Source organism: Dermacoccus barathri, assembly GCF_015070805.1.
In the GTDB taxonomy this organism is placed as follows: Bacteria; Actinomycetota; Actinomycetes; order Actinomycetales; family Dermatophilaceae; genus Dermacoccus; species Dermacoccus abyssi.
In genome coordinates this window covers 33,757-55,052 of sequence record NZ_JADCTK010000001.1, presented here as the reverse complement: position 1 = coordinate 55,052, position 21,296 = coordinate 33,757, and the positions used below count along the sequence as shown (strand labels likewise).

35 protein-coding genes are annotated in these 21,296 nt (G+C 65.9%); 33 read left to right on the top strand and 2 right to left on the bottom strand.

The features are described from left to right. Nucleotides 1-28 precede the first annotated feature (28 nt). Nucleotides 29-874 (bottom strand): hypothetical protein, encoded by an 846-nt coding sequence (locus IM689_RS00320; protein WP_193642427.1) that lies wholly within the window; start codon nt 872-874, stop codon nt 29-31. Nucleotides 875-1,067: 193 nt separating this feature from the next. Here IM689_RS00320 and IM689_RS00315 point away from each other — a divergent pair, with 193 nt between their 5' ends. From IM689_RS00315 to truA, 33 genes are all read left to right on the top strand, one after another. Continuing rightward, nucleotides 1,068-2,336, top strand: a complete 1,269-nt coding sequence (locus IM689_RS00315; RefSeq protein ID WP_193642426.1) for an aminotransferase class I/II-fold pyridoxal phosphate-dependent enzyme — start codon at nt 1,068-1,070, stop codon at nt 2,334-2,336. 435 nt (nt 2,337-2,771) lie between these two features. Next, a complete protein-coding gene (rpsJ, locus tag IM689_RS00310) occupies nt 2,772-3,080 on the top strand; it encodes a 30S ribosomal protein S10 (RefSeq protein WP_006946210.1) in 309 nt (102 codons plus the stop codon). A 15-nt stretch (nt 3,081-3,095) separates the two neighbouring features. After that, nucleotides 3,096-3,752 carry a 50S ribosomal protein L3 gene (rplC, locus tag IM689_RS00305; RefSeq protein WP_193642425.1) on the top strand — a complete coding sequence of 219 codons (657 nt, stop codon included), beginning with the start codon at nt 3,096-3,098 and terminating at the stop codon, nt 3,750-3,752. A 2-nt stretch (nt 3,753-3,754) separates the two neighbouring features. Then, nucleotides 3,755-4,411: a 50S ribosomal protein L4 gene (gene rplD / locus IM689_RS00300; protein ID WP_193642424.1), complete on the top strand. Its 657-nt coding sequence runs from the start codon at nt 3,755-3,757 to the stop codon at nt 4,409-4,411. Beyond that, nucleotides 4,408-4,707: a 50S ribosomal protein L23 gene (rplW, locus tag IM689_RS00295; protein ID WP_193642423.1), complete on the top strand. Its 300-nt coding sequence runs from the start codon at nt 4,408-4,410 to the stop codon at nt 4,705-4,707. Before rplD ends, rplW begins: the two co-directional genes overlap by 4 nt. Before the next feature lie 52 nt (nt 4,708-4,759). Then, nucleotides 4,760-5,596, top strand: a complete 837-nt coding sequence (gene rplB, locus IM689_RS00290; protein WP_047310390.1) for a 50S ribosomal protein L2 — start codon at nt 4,760-4,762, stop codon at nt 5,594-5,596. A 15-nt stretch (nt 5,597-5,611) separates the two neighbouring features. Then, nucleotides 5,612-5,893, top strand: a complete 282-nt coding sequence (gene rpsS, locus IM689_RS00285; RefSeq protein WP_047310389.1) for a 30S ribosomal protein S19 — start codon at nt 5,612-5,614, stop codon at nt 5,891-5,893. A 47-nt stretch (nt 5,894-5,940) separates the two neighbouring features. Next, nucleotides 5,941-6,309: a 50S ribosomal protein L22 gene (gene rplV, locus IM689_RS00280; RefSeq protein WP_047310388.1), complete on the top strand. Its 369-nt coding sequence runs from the start codon at nt 5,941-5,943 to the stop codon at nt 6,307-6,309. Continuing rightward, nucleotides 6,309-7,139, top strand: a complete 831-nt coding sequence (rpsC, locus tag IM689_RS00275) for a 30S ribosomal protein S3 (protein ID WP_047310387.1) — start codon at nt 6,309-6,311, stop codon at nt 7,137-7,139. The genes rplV and rpsC overlap by 1 nt, the downstream gene beginning before the upstream one ends. Further along, on the top strand, nt 7,139-7,558 hold the full coding sequence (gene rplP / locus IM689_RS00270) for a 50S ribosomal protein L16 (protein ID WP_047310386.1): 420 nt from the start codon (nt 7,139-7,141) through the stop codon (nt 7,556-7,558). The genes rpsC and rplP overlap by 1 nt, the downstream gene beginning before the upstream one ends. Continuing rightward, the gene (rpmC, locus tag IM689_RS00265) at nt 7,558-7,794 is read left to right on the top strand and encodes a 50S ribosomal protein L29 (protein WP_047310385.1); all 237 of its coding nucleotides are present in this window, start codon (nt 7,558-7,560) and stop codon (nt 7,792-7,794) included. The genes rplP and rpmC overlap by 1 nt, the downstream gene beginning before the upstream one ends. Nucleotides 7,795-7,796: 2 nt before the next feature. Next, nucleotides 7,797-8,087, top strand: a complete 291-nt coding sequence (rpsQ, locus tag IM689_RS00260; protein WP_047310384.1) for a 30S ribosomal protein S17 — start codon at nt 7,797-7,799, stop codon at nt 8,085-8,087. 191 nt (nt 8,088-8,278) lie between these two features. Continuing rightward, nucleotides 8,279-8,647: a 50S ribosomal protein L14 gene (rplN, locus tag IM689_RS00255; protein ID WP_006946197.1), complete on the top strand. Its 369-nt coding sequence runs from the start codon at nt 8,279-8,281 to the stop codon at nt 8,645-8,647. A gap of 3 nt (nt 8,648-8,650) precedes the next feature. Beyond that, nucleotides 8,651-9,013 carry a 50S ribosomal protein L24 gene (rplX, locus tag IM689_RS00250; RefSeq protein WP_047310383.1) on the top strand — a complete coding sequence of 121 codons (363 nt, stop codon included), beginning with the start codon at nt 8,651-8,653 and terminating at the stop codon, nt 9,011-9,013. Continuing rightward, a complete protein-coding gene (gene rplE, locus IM689_RS00245; RefSeq protein ID WP_047310382.1) occupies nt 9,013-9,576 on the top strand; it encodes a 50S ribosomal protein L5 in 564 nt (187 codons plus the stop codon). Before rplX ends, rplE begins: the two co-directional genes overlap by 1 nt. A gap of 2 nt (nt 9,577-9,578) precedes the next feature. Beyond that, complete coding sequence (locus tag IM689_RS00240) at nt 9,579-9,764, top strand: type Z 30S ribosomal protein S14 (protein WP_047310381.1); 186 nt, start codon at nt 9,579-9,581, stop codon at nt 9,762-9,764. Nucleotides 9,765-9,849: 85 nt separating this feature from the next. Next, entirely contained in the window at nt 9,850-10,248 is a 399-nt protein-coding gene (gene rpsH / locus IM689_RS00235) for a 30S ribosomal protein S8 (RefSeq protein ID WP_047310380.1), read from the top strand. A gap of 23 nt (nt 10,249-10,271) precedes the next feature. Further along, the gene (rplF, locus tag IM689_RS00230) at nt 10,272-10,811 is read left to right on the top strand and encodes a 50S ribosomal protein L6 (RefSeq protein ID WP_118912233.1); all 540 of its coding nucleotides are present in this window, start codon (nt 10,272-10,274) and stop codon (nt 10,809-10,811) included. A gap of 3 nt (nt 10,812-10,814) precedes the next feature. Further along, nucleotides 10,815-11,189: a 50S ribosomal protein L18 gene (gene rplR / locus IM689_RS00225; RefSeq protein WP_047310378.1), complete on the top strand. Its 375-nt coding sequence runs from the start codon at nt 10,815-10,817 to the stop codon at nt 11,187-11,189. A 37-nt stretch (nt 11,190-11,226) separates the two neighbouring features. Beyond that, entirely contained in the window at nt 11,227-11,874 is a 648-nt protein-coding gene (rpsE, locus tag IM689_RS00220; RefSeq protein ID WP_047310377.1) for a 30S ribosomal protein S5, read from the top strand. Next, nucleotides 11,874-12,056 (top strand): 50S ribosomal protein L30, encoded by a 183-nt coding sequence (rpmD, locus tag IM689_RS00215; protein ID WP_047310376.1) that lies wholly within the window; start codon nt 11,874-11,876, stop codon nt 12,054-12,056. The genes rpsE and rpmD overlap by 1 nt, the downstream gene beginning before the upstream one ends. Before the next feature lie 2 nt (nt 12,057-12,058). Beyond that, nucleotides 12,059-12,529, top strand: a complete 471-nt coding sequence (gene rplO / locus IM689_RS00210) for a 50S ribosomal protein L15 (RefSeq protein WP_227484337.1) — start codon at nt 12,059-12,061, stop codon at nt 12,527-12,529. A gap of 218 nt (nt 12,530-12,747) precedes the next feature. After that, nucleotides 12,748-14,061, top strand: coding sequence for a preprotein translocase subunit SecY (gene secY, locus IM689_RS00205; protein WP_118912232.1), 1,314 nt, complete (start codon nt 12,748-12,750; stop codon nt 14,059-14,061). Next, nucleotides 14,061-14,639: an adenylate kinase gene (locus tag IM689_RS00200; protein WP_193642422.1), complete on the top strand. Its 579-nt coding sequence runs from the start codon at nt 14,061-14,063 to the stop codon at nt 14,637-14,639. Before secY ends, IM689_RS00200 begins: the two co-directional genes overlap by 1 nt. Next, nucleotides 14,639-15,556 (top strand): type I methionyl aminopeptidase, encoded by a 918-nt coding sequence (locus tag IM689_RS00195; RefSeq protein ID WP_193642421.1) that lies wholly within the window; start codon nt 14,639-14,641, stop codon nt 15,554-15,556. Before IM689_RS00200 ends, IM689_RS00195 begins: the two co-directional genes overlap by 1 nt. Before the next feature lie 191 nt (nt 15,557-15,747). Beyond that, nucleotides 15,748-15,969 carry a translation initiation factor IF-1 gene (gene infA, locus IM689_RS00190; RefSeq protein ID WP_006946284.1) on the top strand — a complete coding sequence of 74 codons (222 nt, stop codon included), beginning with the start codon at nt 15,748-15,750 and terminating at the stop codon, nt 15,967-15,969. 89 nt (nt 15,970-16,058) lie between these two features. Further along, the gene (gene rpmJ / locus IM689_RS00185) at nt 16,059-16,172 is read left to right on the top strand and encodes a 50S ribosomal protein L36 (protein WP_007928044.1); all 114 of its coding nucleotides are present in this window, start codon (nt 16,059-16,061) and stop codon (nt 16,170-16,172) included. 280 nt (nt 16,173-16,452) lie between these two features. After that, nucleotides 16,453-16,827: a 30S ribosomal protein S13 gene (rpsM, locus tag IM689_RS00180; protein ID WP_047310371.1), complete on the top strand. Its 375-nt coding sequence runs from the start codon at nt 16,453-16,455 to the stop codon at nt 16,825-16,827. Nucleotides 16,828-16,892: 65 nt separating this feature from the next. Next, a complete protein-coding gene (rpsK, locus tag IM689_RS00175) occupies nt 16,893-17,300 on the top strand; it encodes a 30S ribosomal protein S11 (protein WP_047310370.1) in 408 nt (135 codons plus the stop codon). 47 nt (nt 17,301-17,347) lie between these two features. Further along, nucleotides 17,348-17,956, top strand: coding sequence for a 30S ribosomal protein S4 (gene rpsD, locus IM689_RS00170; RefSeq protein ID WP_047310369.1), 609 nt, complete (start codon nt 17,348-17,350; stop codon nt 17,954-17,956). Nucleotides 17,957-18,111: 155 nt separating this feature from the next. Continuing rightward, nucleotides 18,112-19,131 (top strand): DNA-directed RNA polymerase subunit alpha, encoded by a 1,020-nt coding sequence (locus IM689_RS00165; RefSeq protein WP_047310368.1) that lies wholly within the window; start codon nt 18,112-18,114, stop codon nt 19,129-19,131. A gap of 60 nt (nt 19,132-19,191) precedes the next feature. Further along, nucleotides 19,192-19,662, top strand: a complete 471-nt coding sequence (gene rplQ, locus IM689_RS00160; RefSeq protein ID WP_193642420.1) for a 50S ribosomal protein L17 — start codon at nt 19,192-19,194, stop codon at nt 19,660-19,662. A 105-nt stretch (nt 19,663-19,767) separates the two neighbouring features. Continuing rightward, complete coding sequence (gene truA / locus IM689_RS00155; RefSeq protein ID WP_193642419.1) at nt 19,768-20,604, top strand: tRNA pseudouridine(38-40) synthase TruA; 837 nt, start codon at nt 19,768-19,770, stop codon at nt 20,602-20,604. Nucleotides 20,605-20,606: 2 nt separating this feature from the next. Here the strand turns inward: truA and IM689_RS00150 are convergent, their stop codons facing one another. Next, on the bottom strand, nt 20,607-21,173 hold the full coding sequence (locus IM689_RS00150; RefSeq protein ID WP_047310365.1) for a winged helix-turn-helix domain-containing protein: 567 nt from the start codon (nt 21,171-21,173) through the stop codon (nt 20,607-20,609). Between the last annotated feature and the right edge of the window lie 123 nt (nt 21,174-21,296).

The following is a 21,296-nucleotide window of genomic DNA, read 5'->3' as shown; positions in this document are numbered from 1 at the left end:
GATGGTCCCGGCCCACGTCCGTTCGAACTCAGAGCGTGCCGCTCTGGCCGACGAAGCAGGTGCTCGCCTTCCAGTCGCGCGGCGCTTCGTGCAGCTCAGCCTTGAAGGTGCCGCTCTTGGCGCCCTTGACGTCCGGCAGGCCGTGGCCGACGATCACACGCTTGTTCGCGTCCATGCAGATGGCCCGGATCCCGGTGACCGGCGAGTCACCGTTCGCGGCGTAGTTGCCGGTGATGACCGGGCGGCGGTTCGGGCCGTCGTTGTTGATCTTGACGTTGCTCATCGTGATGTCGTCCGAGCGGTCGTCGGTCTCGTTCTTGGTGAGGCTGAGGCGCACCTTCTTGATGCCCGCCGGGGCCTTGCCGAGCTTGGTGCTGATCTTGATCATGTCCTTGCCCTTGCCGACCTTGATCGTGTCCTCGACCGTGCCGATCACCTTGCCGCTCGCGTCGAGCATGTCGTAGCGGACCGTGGCCTTGCCCGGGCCGGTGCCGTCGACCTTGAGGACGGCGTAGAACTCGCCGTACTTGCTGTCCGGACGCTTCTGGTAGCCACCTGCGGTGACGAGCGTCGCCTTCGTCACGGGGCCGCTGGGCATCTTGGCCGCCTGTTCGGGTGATGCTGCCCCCTGGTCCTTCTCGTCCGTCGTGCCGGCGTCCTCGGTCGGGTCGGAGGGCGTCGTCGTGGGCGACGTCGTGTCTTCGCTCGACTTCTCGGACTGCGTCGACGGCGAGGCCTCGTCCGTGCTGCTGGACTTCGACGTGGTCGAGGAGGAACCGCTCCCGCCGGTTGCCGACTCCGGGCCGCAGGCGCCGAGAGCCAGCGCCGAGGCGAGGGAGAGGGAAAGGACCGTAGCTCGTGCCGTCTTACCCATGATCGTCTTCCTTCGTGTGTGAGCCGGGCTGGATGAACGTCTGACGGGCCTGCGCGCCAGGAGGTTCCATCGAATTCGTATACGCGGAAGTCTGCTCGAACCCGAGGCGGCGTTGGGGGAGTGAGACGTGTCTGGCTGCGGGGCTCCGTGCGTGGAAGGATGAGAACGACTGTGAGCGACCGGAAGGAACCCGATGACCCTCGCCGACATGGCCGCCGATGACCTGGCGGGCCTGGTGACATCCCTGCATGACGAGTACGAGCAGCTGAAGGGCAAGGGGCTGAAGCTCGATCTGACGCGCGGCAAGCCTTCGGCCGAGCAGCTCGACCTTGCGAACGCCTTGCTCACCCTCCCCTCGCAGACGACGGCCGACGGCGTCGACGTACGCAACTACGGCGGGCTCGCGGGCCTCCCTGAGATCCGCAGCATCTTCGCCGAACTGCTCGGTGTGGGGCTCGACCAGATCGTCGCGGGCAACAACTCGAGCCTCACGATGATGCACGACACCCTCGTGTACCACCTCCTGCGTGGCGGCCTCGACTCCCCGCGCCCCTGGGCACAGGAGGAGAAGGTTCGCTTCCTGGCCCCTGTGCCCGGCTACGACCGCCACTTCGCGCTCCTGGAGTCGTTCGGCATCGAGATGATCACCGTCCCGATGAACGACGACGGCCCCGACGCCGACGAGTGCGCCCGCCTCGTGGCGACCGACCCGAGCATCAAGGGCATGTGGGTCGTGCCCACCTACGCGAACCCGACGGGGGCCGTCTGCTCGCAGGAGGTCGCGGCCGCGCTCGCCGCGATGCCGACCGCAGCTCCCGACTTCCGAATCTTCTGGGACAACGCCTACGCCGTGCACCACCTCGACGGCGTGGAGGCCAAGACGGCGGACATCGTCAGCCTCGCGCAGGCCTCGGGTCACCCGAACCGCCCGATCATGTTCGCCTCGACGTCGAAGATCACCTTCGCCGGTGCCGGTGTCGCCTTCCTCGCGGGCTCGCCCGACACCGTGGCCTGGTACCTCGAGAACCTGGGCAACGGTTCCATCGGACCGGACAAGGTCAACCAGCTCGCCCACGCCGAGTTCTTCGGTGACGCAGCCGGGGTGCGCGCACACATGGCCAAGCACCGCGACATCATGGCGCCGAAGTTCGCCGCCGTCGGAGCAGCCCTCGAGGCTCGGCTCGGAAGCTACGACGTCGCGCGATGGAACACGCCGCACGGCGGCTACTTCGTCAACCTCGACGTCGTGCCCGGCACGGCCTCACGCGTCGTGGAACTCGCCAAGGAAGCCGGCATCGCGCTGACACCCGCCGGCTCGTCGTTCCCCTACGGCAAGGACCCGAAGGACGAGAACATCCGTCTCGCACCGTCGCTCCCTCCGCTCGACGAGGTACGCACGGCCATGGAGGGTGTCGCCCTCTGTGTGCTGCTCGCAGCGGCCGAGGCGAAGAACACAGCCTGAACACGACACACGACCGAACCACGGTCCCGTGCCGGGGTTCGACAGAACGGGCCCGCCCGGGGCGCACCGTGCTCGAACCGAGCGGTGCGCTCCGAGGTGGGCTCGGTCGGTGTGTGAGGGCAAGGCGCGGTGTGGCCATCGCCACGGCCGCCCCGATTTGGCCATCGCCGAGGCATCTGGCACTATGGACAAGTTGCTTGACGCGTGGTGAAGGTCCGTACCTGCACTGCCGCCTCTGAAACGCACCTGTTCTGCGCCTCCTGAAGGTGCGACCACCCCGAGCGGGTGACGTGCGATTCAGGGAAGCGCAAGCACCGGCTGAAAAGCCCTCGCCTCCACGACGGAGGCGACGGCCCGAAGGGGTCGCGACACGCCCGAGCGCGTGGGTGGGGAGCCGGCACTGAACATGATTGGCGAGAAGAGAGACTCACGCGAATGGCGGGACAGAAGATCCGCATCCGACTGAAGTCGTATGACCACGAGGTCATCGACAGCTCGGCGCGCAAGATTGTCGACACGGTGACCCGTGCAGGCGCAACGGTCGTCGGACCGGTGCCGCTGCCGACGGAGAAGAACGTTTTCTGCGTCATCCGGTCGCCGCACAAGTACAAGGACAGCCGCGAGCACTTCGAGATGCGTACGCACAAGCGCCTCATCGACATCGTTGACCCGACGCCGAAGGCCGTCGACTCGCTCATGCGACTCGACCTTCCGGCTGACGTCAACATCGAGATCAAGCTGTAAGCGAGGGTTTGACTCATGACTGCAACCACTGAGCGCTCCGTGAAGGGGCTCCTCGGCGAGAAGCTCGGCATGACCCAGGTCTGGGACGCCGACAACCGCCTCGTCCCCGTCACGGTCGTCGCCGTCGGTCCCTGCGTCGTCACGCAGGTCCGTAACGCTGACGCCGACGGCTACAACGCGGTCCAGATCGGCTACGGCCAGATCGACCCGCGCAAGGTCACCAAGCCGCTGACCGGCCACTTCGAGAAGGCCGGCGTCACGCCGCGTCGTCACCTGGTCGAGCTGCGCACCTCCGACGCCGGCGAGTACTCGCTCGGCCAGGAGATCACGGCCGAGGCTTTCGAGGCCGGCCAGAAGGTCGACGTCGTCGGCCGCACCAAGGGCAAGGGTTTCGCCGGTGTCATGAAGCGTCACGGCTTCGCCGGTGTCTCGGCCTCGCACGGTGCGCACCGTAACCACCGCAAGCCGGGCTCGATCGGTGGCTGCGCCACGCCGGGTCGTGTCTTCAAGGGCATGCGTATGGCCGGTCGCATGGGCGGCGTTCGCCAGACCACCCAGAACCTCCAGATCCACGCCGTCGACGCCGAGAAGGGTCTGCTGCTCATCAAGGGTGCCGTTCCCGGCCCCGCGGGCGCTGTCGTTCTCGTGCGTACGGCACTCAAGGGAGCCTGAGCATGACTACCGTTGACATCCTGAGCCCTGAGGGCAAGAAGTCCGGTTCTGTCGAACTGCCGGCTGACATCTTCGACGTTGTCACCAACGTGCCGCTGATCCACCAGGTCGTGGTGGCTCAGCTCGCAGCAGCTCGTCAGGGCACTCACGCCACCAAGACCCGCGGCATGGTCCGCGGCGGTGGCCGCAAGCCTTACCGCCAGAAGGGCACCGGTCGCGCCCGCCAGGGCTCGACCCGCGCGCCGCAGTTCGCCGGCGGTGGCACCGTCCACGGCCCGCAGCCGCGTGACTACAGCCAGCGCACGCCCAAGAAGATGAAGGCCGCCGCTCTGCGTGGCGCCCTGTCGGACCGTGCACGCTTCGAGCGCATCCACGTTCTCGAGTCGGTCGTCGCGGGCGAGACCCCGTCGACGAAGGCCGCCGCGAAGTTCCTCGCGTCGCTGTCCGACCGCAAGAACCTGCTCGTCGTCATCGATCGCTTCGACTCGGTCTCCGAGCTCAGCGTTCGCAACCTGCCGAACGTTCACGTTCTGTGGGCCGACCAGCTCAACACGTACGACGTGCTGTGCGCCGACGACATCGTCTTCACGAAGGCTGCGTTCGACGGCTTCGTCGCCGGCGGCGCCGCCGCTCAGAAGGTGGAGGAGGAGAACAAGTGAGCACGCTGAACAAGGACCCGCGCGACGTCATCATTAAGCCGGTGGTGTCGGAGAAGTCTTACGCGCTCCTCGACGAAGGCAAGTACACGTTCATCGTTGACCCCCGTGCGAACAAGACGGAGATCAAGATCGCCATCGAGCAGATCTTCGACGTCAAGGTCGCTTCGGTGCACACGCTGAACCGCAAGGGCAAGACGCGCCGTACGCGTTTCGGCATGGGTAAGCGCAAGGACACCAAGCGCGCCATCGTCTCGCTCACGGAAGGCAACATCGACATCTTCGGTCAGGCTTCCTGACCAACAGATGACGATCGCCGAATCAATCCAAGACTGAGGACGACTTAGACCCATGGCTATTCGCAAGTACAAGCCCACGACCCCCGGTCGTCGTGGCTCGAGTGTGGCCGACTTCGTCGAGATCACTCGCTCCACGCCCGAAAAGTCGCTGGTGCGCCCGCTCTCCAAGACCGGTGGCCGCAACGCTTCCGGTCGCATCACGACCCGTCACATCGGTGGTGGCCACAAGCGCGCCTACCGTGTGATCGATTTCCGCCGCGCGGACAAGGACGGTATCCCGGCCAAGGTCGCTCACATCGAGTACGACCCCAACCGCACCGCCCGCATCGCGCTGCTTCACTACGCCGACGGCGAGAAGCGCTACATCATTGCGCCGAACCGCCTCAAGCAGGGTGACCGCATCGAGAACGGCCCCGAGGCCGACATCAAGCCGGGTAACAATCTGCCGATGCGTCACATCCCCGTCGGTACGGTCATCCACTGCGTCGAGCTCCGCCCCGGCGGTGGCGCGAAGATCGCCCGTTCCGCGGGCGTTCGCGTTCAGCTCGTCGCCAAGGACGGCCCCTACGCCCAGCTGCGTATGCCCTCCGGTGAGATCCGCAACGTCGACGTCCGCTGCCGCGCGACGATCGGCGAGGTGGGTAACGCCGAGCAGAGCAACATCAACTGGGGTAAGGCTGGCCGCATGCGTTGGAAGGGCAAGCGCCCGACCGTCCGCGGTGTCGCCATGAACCCGGTGGACCACCCGCACGGTGGTGGTGAGGGTAAGACCTCTGGTGGTCGTAACCCCGTCAGCCCGTGGGGCCAGAAGGAAGGCCGCACCCGCCGCCCGAACAAGGACAGCGACAAGCTCATCGTGCGTCGCCGTCGCACTGGCAAGAAGCGCTGATAGGAGCCTTTCGAAATGCCTCGTAGCCTCAAGAAGGGCCCCTTCGTCGACGATCACCTCGCGAAGAAGGTCGAAGCCCAGAACGCCGCCGGCACGCAGAACGTCATCAAGACGTGGTCGCGCCGCTCGATGATCACCCCGGACATGCTCGGCCACACCCTGGCCGTGCACGACGGCCGCAAGCACGTCCCGGTCTTCGTGACCGAGAGCATGGTCGGCCACAAGCTGGGTGAGTTCGCTCCTACTCGTACCTTCAAGGGTCACGAGAAGGACGACAAGAAGGGTCGCCGTCGCTGACGCGGCGGGGGTACTCCACCATGACTGACGAAAGTAAAGGGACAGCGATGGAAGCCAAGGCGCAGGCGCGGCACGTCCGCGTAACGCCGATGAAGGCCCGCCGCGTCGTGGACATGATCCGTGGCAAGCAGGCCGCTGACGCGATCGCGCTGCTGCAGTTCGCTCCGCAGGCGGCCAGCGAGCCGGTTCTCAAGACGCTCAACAGCGCCATTGCGAACGCACGATTCACGGCGGACAAGAACTCCGTGGCCTTCGACGAGAACGCGCTGGTCGTCAAGACCGCGTTCGTCGACGAGGGTCCGACCATGAAGCGATTCCGTCCGCGCGCTCAGGGTCGCGCAAGCCGCATCCTCAAGCGCACGAGCCACATCACGATCGTTGTGGGCGAGCGCGACTCGAAGGGAGGTAACCGCTGATGGGTCAGAAGATCAACCCGAACGGTTTCCGCCTCGGTATCACCACCGAGCACAAGAGCCGCTGGTTCGCCGACTCGACCAAGCCGGGTCAGCGCTACAGCGACTACGTCAAGGAAGACGTCGCGATCCGCAAGCTCCTCTCGGAGGGCATGGAGCGCGCCGGCATCGCCCGCGTCGACATCGAGCGCACGCGTGACCGCGTTCGCGTCGACATCCACACCGCTCGCCCGGGCATCGTCATCGGTCGCCGCGGCGCCGAGGCCGACCGCCTGCGCGGTCGCCTGGAGAAGCTCACGGGCAAGCAGGTCCAGCTGAACATCCTCGAGGTCAAGAACCCCGAGGCCGACGCTCAGCTCGTCGCCCAGGGCATCGCCGAGCAGCTCTCGGCCCGCGTGTCCTTCCGACGCGCGATGCGCAAGGGCATCCAGTCCGCACAGCGCGCCGGCGCCAAGGGCATCCGTGTCCAGTGCTCCGGCCGTCTGGGCGGCGCAGAGATGAGCCGTTCGGAGTTCTACCGTGAGGGTCGTGTGCCGCTGCACACGCTGCGCGCGAACATCGATTACGGCTTCTTCGAGGCCAAGACGACGTTCGGTCGCATCGGCGTCAAGGTCTGGATCTACAAGGGTGACCTGACGGCCAAGGAGCTCGCTCGCGAGCAGGCCGCCGCCCCGCAGCGTCCGCAGCGCGGTCGTCGTGGCGACGGTCCCCGCGGTGAGCGTGGAGAGCGCGGTCGCGGTCGCGGCCAGCGTTCGGAGCAGACCGCACAGGCGAACGACGTGGCCACCGAGACCACCGAGTCCGCCCCGAAGACCGAGGGAGCTGAAGCCTGATGCTTATTCCCCGTCGTGTGAAGCACCGCAAGCAGCACCACCCGAAGCGTACGGGTATGGCCAAGGGCGGCACCGAGGTGACGTTCGGCGACTACGGCATCCAGGCTCTCGAGCCGGCCTACGTCACCAACCGTCAGATCGAGTCCGCTCGTATCGCCATGACGCGCTACATGAAGCGTGGCGGAAAGGTGTGGATCAACATCTACCCGGACCGTCCGCTCACGAAGAAGCCGGCCGAAACCCGCATGGGTTCCGGTAAGGGTTCGCCGGAGTGGTGGGTCGCCAACGTCAAGCCGGGCCGCGTCATGTTCGAGGTCAACGGTGTGTCCGAAGAAGTTGCTCGTGAGGCCATGCGCCTGGCGATGCACAAGCTGCCGATGAAGTGCCGCTTCGTCGCGCGTGAAGGTGGTGACATCTGATGGCCAAGGGTTCGGAGGACCTGCAGCCGCAGGCACTGCGCGAGATGACGGACGAGGTGCTGGCTACGAAGCTCGCAGAGGCGAAGAAGGAACTCTTCAACCTGCGCTTCCAGTCGGCTACCGGCCAGCTCGAGAGCTCGGCACGTCTGCGTTCCGTCCGCACGGACATCGCGCGTATCTACACGGAGATGCGTGAGCGCGAGCTCAACATCGGCCGTGACGAGAAGGTTGGCTGAAGATGAACGACAAGCAGGAGACCGCCGTGAGCGAGAGCGCCGAGCGTAACTACCGCAAGACGCGCCAGGGCTACGTCGTCAGCGACAAGATGGACAAGACGGTCGTCGTCGAGGTCGAGGACCGAGTCAAGCACGCGCTCTACGGCAAGGTCATGCGCCGTAGCAGCAAGGTCAAGGCCCACGACGAGCAGAACAGCGCCGGTATCGGCGACCGCGTGCTCATCATGGAGACCCGCCCGCTGTCGGCAACCAAGCGCTGGCGCATCGTCGAGATCCTCGAGCGCGCCAAGTAAACCGGATGGCACAGCCGGAGCCGGGGACGTTCTGAGCCACGCACACCACGGGGGACGAGCCTGCTCGTCCCCCGTGGGAGGGCGCAGATTACCCCGGTTTTTGGCTGTGCGGACCGGTATGAGACCATTAAACGTTCCGCAAGGCTCGCTCAGGTAGGGCGAGAACCAGTGAGACGACAGGAGTAGAAACTGTGATTCAGCAGGAGTCGCGACTTCGTGTCGCCGACAACACCGGTGCCAAGGAGATCCTGTGCATCCGCGTGCTCGGTGGCTCTGGCCGTCGGTACGCCGGCATCGGTGACACCATCGTGGCCACCGTCAAGGACGCCATCCCCGGTGGCAACGTCAAGAAGGGTGACGTCGTCAAGGCCGTCATCGTTCGCACCAAGAAGGAACGCCGTCGTGCAGACGGTTCCTACATTCGCTTCGACGAGAACGCGGCCGTCATCCTCAAGGGCGACGGCGACCCGCGTGGTACGCGCATCTTCGGCCCGGTCGGGCGCGAGCTGCGCGACAAGAAGTTCATGAAGATCATTTCGCTTGCCCCGGAGGTGCTCTGAACCATGGCGGCCAAGATGAAGATCAAGAAGAACGACCTCGTCCAGGTCATCAGCGGCCGTTCCGAGAAGAACGGTGGCGACAAGGGCAAGCAGGGCAAGGTCATTGCCGTGTTCCCGGAGACGCAGCGAGTCCTCGTCGAGGGCATCAACCGCGTCACGAAGCACGTCAAGGCCGGTCAGCCCGGTGCCGGCACCGGCGGCCTCACGGTCGTCGAGGCGCCGATCCACGTCTCGAACGTGGCCCTGGTCGACCCTGAGACGAACAAGCCCACCCGTGTGCGCACCCGCGTCGAGCAGGTCGAGCGCGACGGCAAGACCAAGAACGTGCGTACCCGCGTGGCCGTGCGTTCCGGTAAGGACCTGTGATGTCTGAGACCACCAAGACCACCCCGCGTCTCAAGACGCGCTACGCCGACGAGATCAAGGGCCAGCTGCAGGGCGAGTTCAACTTCGCCAACGCGATGCAGGTTCCGGGTGTCGTCAAGGTCGTCGTCAACATGGGTGTCGGCGACGCCGCGAAGGACAGCAAGCTGATCGAGGGCGCCATCCGCGACCTTGAGGCGATCACCGGCCAGAAGCCGGCCGTCACCAAGGCGCGCAAGTCCATCGCTCAGTTCAAGCTGCGCGAGGGTATGCCCATCGGTGCGCACGTCACGCTGCGTGGCGACCGCATGTGGGAGTTCCTCGACCGTCTGGTCTCGGTTGCGCTCCCGCGTATCCGTGACTTCCGCGGCCTGTCGCCGAAGCAGTTCGACGGCAACGGCAACTACACGTTCGGTCTGAACGAGCAGTCGATGTTCCACGAGATCGACCAGGACAAGATCGACCGCGTGCGCGGCATGGACATCACCGTTGTGACCACGGCCGCCAACGACGACGAGGGCCGCGCCCTGCTGCGCGCCCTCGGATTCCCGTTCAAGGAGAAGTGACGATGGCGAAGACCGCACTGATCAACAAGGCGAACAAGAAGCCGAAGTTCGGCGTCCGTGCCTACACGCGCTGCCAGCGCTGTGGCCGTCCGCACTCGGTTTACCGCAAGTTCGGCCTCTGCCGTATCTGCCTGCGGGAAATGGCGCACGCCGGCGAGCTGCCCGGCGTCACCAAGTCCAGCTGGTAAGAACTCACAACTCCCACAATTCTCTCTACACCGTAGGTCGACCAGGAGTGGTTGAAACCCCGGTGAGGAAGGGCGGAGAAGCCCAATGACCATGACCGACCCGATCGCGGACATGTTGACGCGAGTCCGGAACGCCAACTCGGCGCACCACGACTCGACGTCCATGCCGTTTTCGAAGCTGAAGTCCCACATCGCTGAGATTCTCGAGCGCGAGGGTTACATCGCCGGCTGGACCGTCGAGGACGCCCGCGTCGGCAAGACGCTCACGATCAACCTGAAGTACGGCCCGAACCGTGAGCGCGCCATCGCCGGCGTGCGTCGCGTGTCGAAGCCCGGTCTTCGCGTGTACGCCAAGTCCACGAACCTCCCGCGGGTTCTCGGTGGCCTCGGTGTTGCCATCATTTCCACGTCGTCCGGCCTCCTGACCGACAAGCAGGCAGCCGCGAAGGGTGTGGGCGGGGAAGTCCTCGCCTACGTCTGGTAATCAGGAATTAGGAGGAGAAACAGATGTCACGTATTGGACGTCTCCCGGTTCCTGTCCCGTCCGGTGTCGAGGTGACCATCGACGGCCAGGACGTCACGGTGAAGGGCCCCAAGGGCACCCTCGACCTGACGGTTCCCGCGCCGATCACCGTCGCCAAGGGCGAGGACGGTTCCGTCGAGGTGACGCGTCCGAACGACGAGCGCGACTCGCGCTCGCGTCACGGCCTCACGCGTAGCCTCATCAACAACATGGTCGTCGGTGTCACCGACGGCTACACCAAGAAGCTCGAGATCCACGGCACGGGTTACCGCGTCACGGCCAAGGGCAGCGACCTGGAGTTCGCTCTGGGTTACTCGCACCCGATTCTCGTCAAGGCGCCCGAGGGCATCACCTTCGCCGTCGAGAACCCCACGCGCTTCTCGGTCTCCGGTATCGACAAGCAGCTCGTCGGCGAGATCTCGGCCAACATTCGCAAGCTGCGCAAGCCCGACCCGTACAAGGCGAAGGGTGTCCGCTACGAAGGCGAGCACATCCGCCGCAAGGTCGGAAAGGCTGGTAAGTAAGCCATGGCAAAGATCGTCAAGCGTTCTGCGTCCAAGTCCGCAGCTCGTGGCCGTCGCCACCTGCGTCTGCGCAAGAAGGTCACGGGTACGGCTGTCCGTCCCCGTCTGGTCGTCTCGCGTTCCAGCCGTCACGTCTTCGTCCAGGTCGTCGACGACACCGTCGGTAAGACGGTTGCGTCCGCTTCCACCATGGAAGCCGACCTGCGCACCTTCGACGGTGACAAGTCCGCCAAGGCCCGCAAGGTCGGTGAGCTCGTCGCCGAGCGCGCGAAGGCTGCCGGCATCGAGGCCGTCGTCTTCGACCGTGGTGGTAACCGGTACGCCGGTCGCGTCGCCGCGATCGCCGACGGTGCCCGCGAGGGTGGCCTGAGCCTGTGATGACCAACAAGAACAACGCCGAGAAGAGGAATGTCTGATGGCTGGACCCCAGCGTCGAGGCGCCGGTACCGCTCAGACGGGCGGCGAGCGCGACAACAACCAGCGTGACAACCGTCGTGACGGCGGTCGTCGTGACGGCGGCCGTGGCCGCGGTCGCGAGGAAGAGCGCAACCAGTACGTCGAGAACGTCGTCACCATCAACCGTGTCGCCAAGGTCGTGAAGGGTGGTCGTCGCTTCAGCTTCACCGCCCTCGTGGTCGTCGGTGACGGTGACGGCACCGTGGGTGTCGGATACGGCAAGGCCAAGGAAGTTCCGGCCGCCATCGCCAAGGGTGTCGAGGAGGCGAAGAAGAACTTCTTCCGCGTCCCGCGCATCCAGGGCACCATCCCGCATCCCGTCCAGGGTGAGGACGCCGCAGGCGTCGTCCTGCTGAAGCCGGCTTCGCCGGGTACCGGTGTCATCGCCGGTGGTCCGGTTCGCGCCGTGCTCGAGTGCGCAGGTATCCACGACGTCCTGTCGAAGTCCCTGGGTTCGTCGAACTCGATCAACATCGTCCACGCGACGGTCGCGGCCCTCAAGGGTCTCGAGCGTCCGGAGGCTGTCGCCGCCCGCCGTGGTCTGCCGCTCGACGCAGTTGCCCCGGCAGCGATGCAGCACGCGATGTCGGCAGGAGCTGATGCGTGATGGCTAAGCTCCAGGTGACCCAGATCCGTTCCGAGATCGGTGGCAAGCCGCAGCACCGCGAGACCCTGCGTTCGCTGGGCCTCAAGCGCATCGGCCACACGGTCGTCAAGGAGGACCGCCCCGAGTTCCGTGGCATGGTCCGCGCGGTCGCGCACCTCGTGACCGTCGAGGAGGTTGACTGACAATGGCTGACACCAAGGCAGCTACGGGCGGTTCGACCCTGAAGATCCACAACCTGCGTCCCGCCCCGGGAGCCAAGACCGCGAAGACCCGTGTCGGTCGCGGTGAGGGCTCGAAGGGTAAGACCGCAGGCCGTGGTACCAAGGGTACGAAGGCTCGTTACCAGGTTCCCGCCCGCTTCGAGGGTGGCCAGACGCCGCTGCACATGCGTCTGCCCAAGCTCCGCGGCTTCAAGAACCCGTTCAAGGTCGAGTACCAGGTTGTGAACCTGGACAAGATCTCGGCTCTCTTCCCGAACGGTGGCGACGTCGACGTCGCTGCGCTCGTCGAGAAGGGTGCGGTCCGCAAGGGCCAGCCGGTCAAGGTGCTCGGCACCGGTGACATCACCATCAAGGTGAACGTCACGGCCCAGAAGTTCTCGGCTTCGGCCAAGGAGAAGATCGAGGCCGCCGGCGGTTCCGTCACCGCTGAGTGACGCACTGTTCGACCGATGAACCCCGGTCCGGGGGAGTCACGATGTGACCGCCCGGGCCGGGGTTCTTCGCATTACGGGGGAACAGACAGGTATCGTTCATCCGTTGATGCTTGCGCCCGGCGTACCCGCGCCCGAGTCGCGAACTCACCTGACGGCCTCCTGGCCCGACGGATCGATCCAAACACCTGCCACGTAAGCGCGTGGCGCAGGAGGTTGTAGTGCTCACCAGTTTTGGACGCGCCTTCCGGACGCCCGAACTGCGGAACAAGATCCTGTTCACGCTGGCCATCATGGCGCTGTTCCGGCTCGGGTCGCACATCCCGACGCCCGGCATCAGCTTCGACCTGGTGAAGAAGTGCCAGGAGGCGGCGACCGGATCGGGCAGCCTCCTCGGCCTGGCCAACCTGTTCTCCGGTGGCGCGCTGCTCCAGCTGTCGATCTTCGCGCTCGGCATCATGCCGTACATCACCGCGAGCATCATCGTTCAGTTGCTCACAGTGGTCATTCCCCGCTTCGAGCAGTTGAAGAAGGAAGGCCAGAGCGGCCAGGCCAAGATGACGCAGTACACGCGTTATCTGACGATCGCTCTCGCTCTGTTGCAGAGCTCGACGCTCATCACGGCGGCCCGCAACCCGTCCTCGATCCTGGGTGGCTCGCCGGCGACGTGTTCGACGATCATGCCGGACGACTCGATCCCGACGATCCTCATCATGATCATCACGCTCACGGCGGCCACGGGCCTCATCATGTGGCTCGGTGAGCAGGTCACGGAGCGTGGAATCGGCAACGGAATGTCGCTGCTCATCCTCACCGCCGTCGCCGCCAGCGTGCCGCAGAGCATCTGGGCGATCCGCGATCAGGGTTGGGGCAAGTTCCTCATCGTCGTCGTCATGGGTTTGGCCATCACCACGGCCGTCGTCTTCGTCGAGAACAGCCAGCGTCGCATTCCGGTGCAGTACGCCAAGCGCATGATCGGTCGCCGTTCCTACGGCGGGACGACGACGTACATCCCGCTCAAGGTCAACATGGCCAACGTCATCCCGATCATCTTCGCGACGTCGTTGCTCTCGCTGCCCATGCTCGTAGCGCAGTTCCAGGGATCTTCGACCAACCCGCCGAAGTGGGTGGAGATCATCAACACCTACTTCGCGCGAGGCGACCACCCGCTGTACATGGCCGTGTACACGGTGCTCATCGTGTTCTTCACGTTCTTCTACGTCTCGATCACGTACCAGCCCGACGAGGTTGCCGACAACCTCAAACAGGCCGGCAGCTTCATCCCGGGCGTGCGCGCCGGATCCTCGACGGCGAAGTACCTCAGCTACGTGCTGAACCGCATCACGACGGTGGGTGCCATCTACATCGCGGTGCTTGCGCTCATTCCGCTCATCGCCCTCGCGCTCGTCAACGCGAACCAGAACTTCCCGTTCGGTGGCGCGTCGATCCTCATCCTCGTCGGTGTGGGTCTTGAGACCGTCAAGCAGGTCGACTCCAAGCTCCAGCAGCACAACTACGAAGGGTTCCTCCGATAATGCGACTCATCATTCTCGGCCCTCCCGGGGCCGGCAAGGGAACTCAGGCCGAGCGACTCGCGGCCGGACGCGGTATCCCGCACATCTCGACCGGTGACATCTTCCGGGCGAACATCAAGAACGAGACCGAGCTCGGTCTCAAGGTGAAGGACATCCTCGCCTCGGGCGGTTACGTCACGGACGAGATCACCAACGAGATCGTCAAGAACCGTCTGGCCGAGGACGACGCGAAGGCCGGCTTCCTCCTCGACGGCTACCCCCGCACGGCGAACCAGGTGGATGCTCTCGACGCCATGCTCGCGGAGAAAGGTGAGGCGCTCGACGCCGTCCTCGAGCTCACGGTCGACGCGGAGGAAGTCGTGCAACGACTCGTCAAGCGCGCCGAGACCTCGGGTCGTAGCGATGACACCGAAGAAGTGATTCGCGAGCGCCAGGAGCTGTACGTGCGTGAGACTGCACCGCTCGCGGAGGCGTACACGCAACGCGGGTTGCTCGTCCAGATCGACGGCATGGGTTCCATGGACGAGGTCGAGGCTCGCATCAACGCCGCGCTCGATCAGGTTTCCTCGGCACGCTGATGTTCGGACGCACTCGCCTTCCCCTGAAGTCGAGCGACGACATCCGCGCGATGCGCCGGGCCGGTCTCGTGACCGGCTCGGCGCTTCGTGCGTCCGCGCTCGCCGCCCGTCCCGGCATGACGACGCAGGACGTCGACGCCGTCGCCCACGACCACATGCGTGAGCGTGGCGCCACGCCCTCCTTCCTCGGCTACCACGGCTTCCCGGCCACCTTGTGCATCTCGGTCAACGACGAGGTTGTTCACGGCATCCCCGGGCCCCGGGTCCTGAGCGAGGGCGACGTCGTCTCCCTCGACTGCGGTGCGATCGTCGACGGCTGGCACGGCGACTCCGCGCTGACGTTCGTCGTCGGCGCGAGCGACGACAACCCGGCCGGCGCCGCACGGGTGGCGGCTCGTCACGCGGGGGAGGACCCCCACCTCGACGAAGCAGGGCTGATCGCGGCCGCCGGGGGCGATGCCGTGCGTTCCCTCGTCCTCGCGACCGAAGGTTCGATGTGGGCCGGCATTCGAGCCCTTGCCGCCGGCAAGCGCCTCAACGACGTCGGCTCCCAGGTCGAAGCCGCCCTGCGCACAAGGTACGCCGAACTGGCCGACTTCGAGATCGTCGACGGGTACACGGGCCACGGCGTCGGGCGCGAGTTGCACCAGGAGCCGACGGTCTACAACGAGGCAGTCTCGGAGCGGCTGCCGAAGGTCGAGACCGGCCTGGTTGTCGCCGTCGAGCCGATGGTGACGCTCGGAACGTACGAGACCCACGAACTCGACGACGGCTGGACGGTCAAGACCGACGACGGCTCGCTCGCCGCCCACTTCGAGCACACGGTCGCCGTCACCGAGCGCGGCCTGTGGGTTCTCACCGCGCACGACGGCGGGCGCAGCGCGCTCGGCGACCTCTACGGAGGGCTCGACGACTGAGGTGTCCGTGCGCCTTCTCAGGCGTGTGCCTCGGCGCCCGCCATCCCCGATTTGGGGATGGCGGACGCTGATCGTAGACTGGTGAACGGTCTGTTTGTCACACCCTTCCCGAACCTGGGTCACGGCGTGTCGCGGACCTGCACGAGATCACACCCAACCGGGGTGGGATCGCTCAGCGAAATGCGGAGGACATGGCCAAGAAGGACGGTGTCATCGAGATCGAGGGCACGATCGTCGAGGCTCTCCCGAACGCAATGTTCCGGGTCGAGTTGACGAACGGTCACAAGGTGCTCGCTCACATCTCGGGCAAGATGCGTCAGCACTACATCCGAATCCTCCCTGAGGACCGGGTCGTGGTGGAGCTCTCGCCGTACGACCTGACCCGCGGCCGTATCGTTTTCCGTTACCGCTGATTCAACCCAGTCCCTGGCCGGCGCGCTGCTCCCTCGCGGATGCAGCGCGGCTCGCGTGTCAGGGGCGCGATCGACAAGACAGCAGGCAGATGAAGGTTCAGCCGAGCGTCAAGAAGATCTGCGACAAGTGCAAGGTGATTCGCCGTAACGGGCGCGTCATGGTGATCTGCGACAACCTGCGCCACAAGCAGCGCCAGGGCTGATCATCGCCTAGAGCATCTTGCTCGCAGCGTCTTCCACAGGACGCAGCAAAAACAACTGCAGCACCCGGCCCCACTGGGCTCTGACGAGATCCGCACGCGGATCGTCGTCGAGATCTCATCAGAGCGATGGAAACAGCGATCTGTTCACGAGACACGCCAGTGGACGTCACCCCCGGCGCGGAGGCCGGGGACCCGCGGACCCGCCGACATCGGCAACGGGGTTCACGCCATAGCGGGACCGGTGTTGCTCCAGACCTCCGCTCATGATTCAGGAGAACTCATGGCACGTCTCATCGGTGTCGACCTGCCGCGCGAGAAGCGCGTCGAGGTCGGCCTCACTTACATCTTCGGCGTCGGACGCACCCGCGCTCAGGAGACGCTGGCAGCAACCGGCGTCAACCCGGACACCCGTGTCCGCGACCTCACCGAGGAAGATCTCGTCAAGCTGCGTGACCACCTCGAGGCCAGCTTCCGCCTCGAAGGTGACCTGCGCCGTGAAATCGCCGCCGACATCCGCCGCAAGGTCGAGATCGGTAGCTACGAGGGTCTGCGCCACCGCCGTGGCCTGCCCGTGCACGGTCAGCGCACCAAGACGAACGCTCGTACCCGCAAGGGTCCGAAGCGCACCGTGGCCGGCAAGAAGAAGGCCAAGTAAGTCACTCAGCTCACGCTGAGCACGACTACTTCCTCTAACGAGCGTCGAAACAGGAGATTCGAACTATGCCTCCCAAGAGCCGTACGGCCGCGGGCGCCAAGAAGGTGCGCCGCAAGGAGAAGAAGAACGTTGCTGCGGGCCAGGCCCACATCAAGAGCACGTTCAACAACACCATCGTTTCCATCACGGACCCCACCGGTGCCGTGATTTCGTGGGCGTCCGCGGGCCAGGTTGGCTTCAAGGGCTCCCGCAAGTCGACCCCCTACGCAGCGCAGATGGCCGCCGAGGCCGCCGCGCGTCGTGCCATGGACCACGGCATGCGCAAGGTCGACGTCTTCGTCAAGGGCCCGGGTTCCGGTCGTGAGACCGCCATCCGCTCGCTCACCGCAACCGGCCTCGAGGTCGGCGCGATCAGCGATGTCACGCCCACGCCGCACAACGGCGTCCGCCCGCCCAAGCGTCGTCGCGTCTGATCACCAGATCCGCACGACCTTCCTGACGAACTAGGAGACAACCCACCATGGCCCGTTACACCGGCCCGATCACCAAGAAGTCGCGTCGACTCAAGACCGACCTCGTCGGTGGCGACAAGAACTTCGAGATGCGCCCCTTCCCGCCCGGACAGCACGGCCGCGGCCGCGTCCAGGAGAAGGAGTACCTCCACCAGCTGCAGGAGAAGCAGAAGGCTCGCTTCACCTACGGCGTCATGGAGAAGCAGTTCATCCGTTACTACAAGGAGGCCGCGCGCCGTCCTGGTAAGACCGGTGAGAACCTGCTCGTCATCCTCGAGTCCCGCCTCGACAACGTCATCTACCGCGCAGGCCTTGCCCGCACCCGTCGTGCCGCTCGTCAGCTCGTGACGCACGGTCACTTCGAGGTCAACGGCAAGCGCGTCGACGTTCCGTCCTACCGCGTGGAGCAGTACGACATCATCACGGTCCGCGAGAAGTCGCGCGAGGCCTTCCCGATCCAGCTCGCTCGCGAGACGTTCGGCGAGCGTCCGGTCCCGGCGTGGCTGCACGTCGTGCCCGGCACGCTGCAGGTGCTCATCCACCAGCTGCCGACGCGTGAGCAGATCGACAGCCAGCTCACCGAGCAGCTCATCGTCGAGCTCTACTCGAAGAACTGATCCTTCTTCACGTCGGACGGCGGCAGGCCGCACCCAGTGCGCCCGCCGCCGTCCACCGGCCGGTTCGAGAGACAGAGCTCGTTCCGGCGCAGGACTCGATTCCTGCTCGTTCACCCGGCGTCAAATAGCGGTCGCCGTAGGAAAGGACATCGACAGTGCTCATCGCACAGCGCCCCACCCTGTCGGAGGAAGTTGTCTCCGAGAGCCGTTCGCGGTTCGTCATCGAGCCCCTGGAGCCGGGCTTCGGCTACACGCTCGGCAACTCCCTGCGTCGCACCCTGCTCTCGAGCATCCCCGGTGCCGCCGTCACCAGCCTTCGCATCGACGGTGTGCAGCACGAGTTCTCGACGATCCCGGGCGTCAAGGAAGACGTCACCGAGGTCATCCTCAACATCAAGGGTCTGGTCGTCTCCTCGGAGCACGACGAGCCCGTGGTGATGTACCTGCGCAAGCAGGGCCCCGGAGTGGTCACCGCCGCTGACATCGCGCCCCCGGCCGGTGTCGAGGTGCACAACCCGGACCTCGAGATCGCCACGCTCAACGACAAGGGCAACATCGAGATGGAGCTGACGGTCGAGCGCGGCCGCGGTTACGTCTCGGCAGCGCTGAACAAGTCGGCGGAGCAGGAGATCGGCCGCATCCCGGTCGACTCCATCTACTCGCCCGTGCTGGCCGTGACCTACAAGGTCGAGGCCACGCGAGTCGAGCAGCGCACCGACTTCGACAAGCTCATCGTCGACGTCGAGACGAAGAACTCGATGGCTCCGCGTGACGCCATGGCTTCGGCCGGTTCGACGCTCGTCGAGCTGTTCGGTCTGGCCCGTGAGCTCAACGTCGAGGCCGAGGGCATCGACATGGGCCCGTCGCCGACCGACGCCGCGCTCGCCGCGGACCTGGCTCTGCCGATCGAGGACCTCGACCTCACCGTCCGCTCCTACAACTGCCTCAAGCGCGAGGGCATCCACACCGTGGGTGAACTCGTGTCCCGAAGCGAGGCCGACCTGCTCGACATTCGTAACTTCGGTTCGAAGTCGATCCACGAGGTCGCCGACAAGCTCCGTGACATGGGCCTCCAGCTGAAGGACAGCCCGCCCGGGTTCGACGCCAGCGTCATCGCCGACCGCTACGACGAGGACGCCGACGGCGCGGACCTCGCCGAGGACGAGCAGTACTGAGCAGCTTTTCGGATCGCTCCGAGCCCACTCGGAGCGGACCGGTAGACCAAGGAGAAACACATGCCTACCCCCACGAAGGGTGCCCGCCTCGGCGGTAGCCCGGCGCACCAGCGGCTGATCCTGGCCAACATGGCCACGCAGCTGTTCGCCCACGACCGCATCACGACGACGGAAGCCAAGGCCAAGCGCCTGCGTCCGTACGCCGAGCGCCTCGTGTCGTTCGCCAAGCGCGGTGACCTCGCCTCGCGTCGTCGCGTCATGCGTTCGATCGGCGACAAGGGCGTCGTCCACCGCCTCTTCACGGAGATCGCGCCCGACATGGCCGAGCGTCCGGGTGGTTACACGCGCATCACCAAGATCGCTCCCCGTAAGGGCGACAACGCCCCCATGGTCGTCATCGAGCTCGTGCGTGAGGCCTACTCCGCCAAGCAGTCGACGGTCAAGGAGGCCGAGGCTGCCACGCAGCGTGCGGCCAAGGACGAGCAGGCCGCTCCGGCCGCGACTGAGGCTCATAAGGTCGACGAGGCCTGAGCGTCACGCTCGTGATTCCCGCCTTGCGGTGATCATCTCGGACGGAGCCCACCCTTCCTCTTCGGAGGTCGGGTGGGCTCCGTCGTTGTCGGTAGGCTTTCGCCCATGCGCTTTCGGATCGACTTCGCCTACGACGGCACCGAGTTCAGCGGGTGGGCGGCGCAGCCGGGACGCAGGACGGTCGAAGGCGAACTGACCTCGGCGCTCGAGACGGTGTGCCGCGTCGACGGCCTCAAGCTCACCGTGGCCGGCCGGACGGATGCCGGTGTCCACGGCCGTGGGGGCGTCTGCCACGTCGACCTCGACCGGACGGTGGCTGAGCGTCTTCCGGGACGCAGCGATCGCACGCCCGCCGAGGCGCTCGTCACCCGCCTCAACGGAGTTCTCGCGCGTGACGTCGTCGTGCGACGCGTGGCGAGGGTCTCCGAAGACTTCGACGCGCGCTTCTCGGCGACACAGCGGCGGTATTCGTATCGCATCCTCGATCGGCCGGAGCAGCTCGACCCGTTGCGCCGCCACGACACGGTCGTCGTGAAGCGGGGCCTTGACGTCGAGGCCATGAACGAGGCAGCCGCGCGACTCGTCGGGCTGAACGACTTCGCGGCGTTCTGCAAGAAGCGCGAGGGCGCCACGACGATTCGCACTCTCCTGCACTACGGCTGGAGCCGGGACGACGAGGGTGTCGTCGTCGGGCGGATCGAGGCCGATGCCTTCTGCCACTCGATGGTGCGGGCCCTCGTCGGCGCGGTGGTGCCTGTGGGGGAGGGGCGCAGGGATGTCGGCTGGCCACGCGAGGTGATGACGTCCGGCCGTCGTGACCCGGGCGTCGTCGTCATGCCGGCGCACGGCTTGTGCCTCGAGGAGGTCTCGTACCCGCCGGCCGAGGAGTGGGCAGCGCGCGCGGAGGCGTCGCGTGTCATGCGCGAGCTGCCGCACGCCTGAGCTCAGCTCGGCGGCAGGGGCAGCGGGATGACGGTGACGGCCACCCGGCGAGCGCCGGGTGTACCTGCACCCATACGGCGGTAGCGCCCGAGCAGCGCCTCCATCTCGGAACGCAGCGCGCTCATCTGCTCCTCGCTCACCAGGACGGGAGCGTCGAAGGCCCGGCACTCCTCCTGCCACACGTAGGTCCAGCCCTCCTGCTCGTCGACCCAGGCGTGGGCGCGTTCGCTGACGTGGGTGACGTAGTCGTGCTCGAGCCACCGCGCGTCCTCCGCGTCGGCCTCGTCGATGAAGCCGAGAGCATCGGTCGTCGGACCGTCGTCATCGTCGGTTTCGTCGTCGGCGATGGCCCACACCCGGGTCTTGGCGTTGCCCAGCCCGGTGTCCTCGACGAGGCCCGCCGACTCGAGGACACGTACGTGGTAGCTCGTAGCGCCGGTGTGTGTGCCGAGTGCGCGGGCGAGCTCGGCGGAGGTCGAGCCGCCGTGCAGACGCAGATGGGCGAGGATGCGTGAGCGCAGAGGGTGAGCGAGCACTCGGTAGGTGTCGGCGGCAGCCGTGGGCTCCATGGCATCCAGGGTACGACGCGTAAAGATTTTGCACAAAAGTTGTGCAAAGAATGACTCGTGCGCGGAGGTGGCCCACTGAACGGCGATGAAAAGCGTTGGGCCGCAATGGTTTGCACGATTTGC

Excerpts from the sequence above, each read along its gene's own strand:
- IM689_RS00320 (WP_193642427.1), bottom strand. The coding sequence starts at position 874 with ATGGGTAAGACGGCACGAGCTACGGTCCTTTCCCTCTCCCTCGCCTCG.
- IM689_RS00315 (WP_193642426.1), top strand. The coding sequence starts at position 1,068 with ATGACCCTCGCCGACATGGCCGCCGATGACCTGGCGGGCCTGGTGACA.
- rpsJ (WP_006946210.1), top strand. The coding sequence starts at position 2,772 with ATGGCGGGACAGAAGATCCGCATCCGACTGAAGTCGTATGACCACGAG.
- rplC (WP_193642425.1), top strand. The coding sequence starts at position 3,096 with ATGACTGCAACCACTGAGCGCTCCGTGAAGGGGCTCCTCGGCGAGAAG.
- rplD (WP_193642424.1), top strand. The coding sequence starts at position 3,755 with ATGACTACCGTTGACATCCTGAGCCCTGAGGGCAAGAAGTCCGGTTCT.
- rplB (WP_047310390.1), top strand. The coding sequence starts at position 4,760 with ATGGCTATTCGCAAGTACAAGCCCACGACCCCCGGTCGTCGTGGCTCG.
- rpsS (WP_047310389.1), top strand. The coding sequence starts at position 5,612 with ATGCCTCGTAGCCTCAAGAAGGGCCCCTTCGTCGACGATCACCTCGCG.
- rplV (WP_047310388.1), top strand. The coding sequence starts at position 5,941 with ATGGAAGCCAAGGCGCAGGCGCGGCACGTCCGCGTAACGCCGATGAAG.
- rpsC (WP_047310387.1), top strand. The coding sequence starts at position 6,309 with ATGGGTCAGAAGATCAACCCGAACGGTTTCCGCCTCGGTATCACCACC.
- rplP (WP_047310386.1), top strand. The coding sequence starts at position 7,139 with ATGCTTATTCCCCGTCGTGTGAAGCACCGCAAGCAGCACCACCCGAAG.
- rpmC (WP_047310385.1), top strand. The coding sequence starts at position 7,558 with ATGGCCAAGGGTTCGGAGGACCTGCAGCCGCAGGCACTGCGCGAGATG.
- rpsQ (WP_047310384.1), top strand. The coding sequence starts at position 7,797 with ATGAACGACAAGCAGGAGACCGCCGTGAGCGAGAGCGCCGAGCGTAAC.
- rplX (WP_047310383.1), top strand. The coding sequence starts at position 8,651 with ATGGCGGCCAAGATGAAGATCAAGAAGAACGACCTCGTCCAGGTCATC.
- rplE (WP_047310382.1), top strand. The coding sequence starts at position 9,013 with ATGTCTGAGACCACCAAGACCACCCCGCGTCTCAAGACGCGCTACGCC.
- IM689_RS00240 (WP_047310381.1), top strand. The coding sequence starts at position 9,579 with ATGGCGAAGACCGCACTGATCAACAAGGCGAACAAGAAGCCGAAGTTC.
- rpsH (WP_047310380.1), top strand. The coding sequence starts at position 9,850 with ATGACCATGACCGACCCGATCGCGGACATGTTGACGCGAGTCCGGAAC.
- rplF (WP_118912233.1), top strand. The coding sequence starts at position 10,272 with ATGTCACGTATTGGACGTCTCCCGGTTCCTGTCCCGTCCGGTGTCGAG.
- rplR (WP_047310378.1), top strand. The coding sequence starts at position 10,815 with ATGGCAAAGATCGTCAAGCGTTCTGCGTCCAAGTCCGCAGCTCGTGGC.
- rpsE (WP_047310377.1), top strand. The coding sequence starts at position 11,227 with ATGGCTGGACCCCAGCGTCGAGGCGCCGGTACCGCTCAGACGGGCGGC.
- rpmD (WP_047310376.1), top strand. The coding sequence starts at position 11,874 with ATGGCTAAGCTCCAGGTGACCCAGATCCGTTCCGAGATCGGTGGCAAG.
- rplO (WP_227484337.1), top strand. The coding sequence starts at position 12,059 with ATGGCTGACACCAAGGCAGCTACGGGCGGTTCGACCCTGAAGATCCAC.
- IM689_RS00200 (WP_193642422.1), top strand. The coding sequence starts at position 14,061 with ATGCGACTCATCATTCTCGGCCCTCCCGGGGCCGGCAAGGGAACTCAG.
- IM689_RS00195 (WP_193642421.1), top strand. The coding sequence starts at position 14,639 with ATGTTCGGACGCACTCGCCTTCCCCTGAAGTCGAGCGACGACATCCGC.
- infA (WP_006946284.1), top strand. The coding sequence starts at position 15,748 with ATGGCCAAGAAGGACGGTGTCATCGAGATCGAGGGCACGATCGTCGAG.
- rpmJ (WP_007928044.1), top strand. The coding sequence starts at position 16,059 with ATGAAGGTTCAGCCGAGCGTCAAGAAGATCTGCGACAAGTGCAAGGTG.
- rpsM (WP_047310371.1), top strand. The coding sequence starts at position 16,453 with ATGGCACGTCTCATCGGTGTCGACCTGCCGCGCGAGAAGCGCGTCGAG.
- rpsK (WP_047310370.1), top strand. The coding sequence starts at position 16,893 with ATGCCTCCCAAGAGCCGTACGGCCGCGGGCGCCAAGAAGGTGCGCCGC.
- rpsD (WP_047310369.1), top strand. The coding sequence starts at position 17,348 with ATGGCCCGTTACACCGGCCCGATCACCAAGAAGTCGCGTCGACTCAAG.
- rplQ (WP_193642420.1), top strand. The coding sequence starts at position 19,192 with ATGCCTACCCCCACGAAGGGTGCCCGCCTCGGCGGTAGCCCGGCGCAC.
- truA (WP_193642419.1), top strand. The coding sequence starts at position 19,768 with ATGCGCTTTCGGATCGACTTCGCCTACGACGGCACCGAGTTCAGCGGG.
- IM689_RS00150 (WP_047310365.1), bottom strand. The coding sequence starts at position 21,173 with ATGGAGCCCACGGCTGCCGCCGACACCTACCGAGTGCTCGCTCACCCT.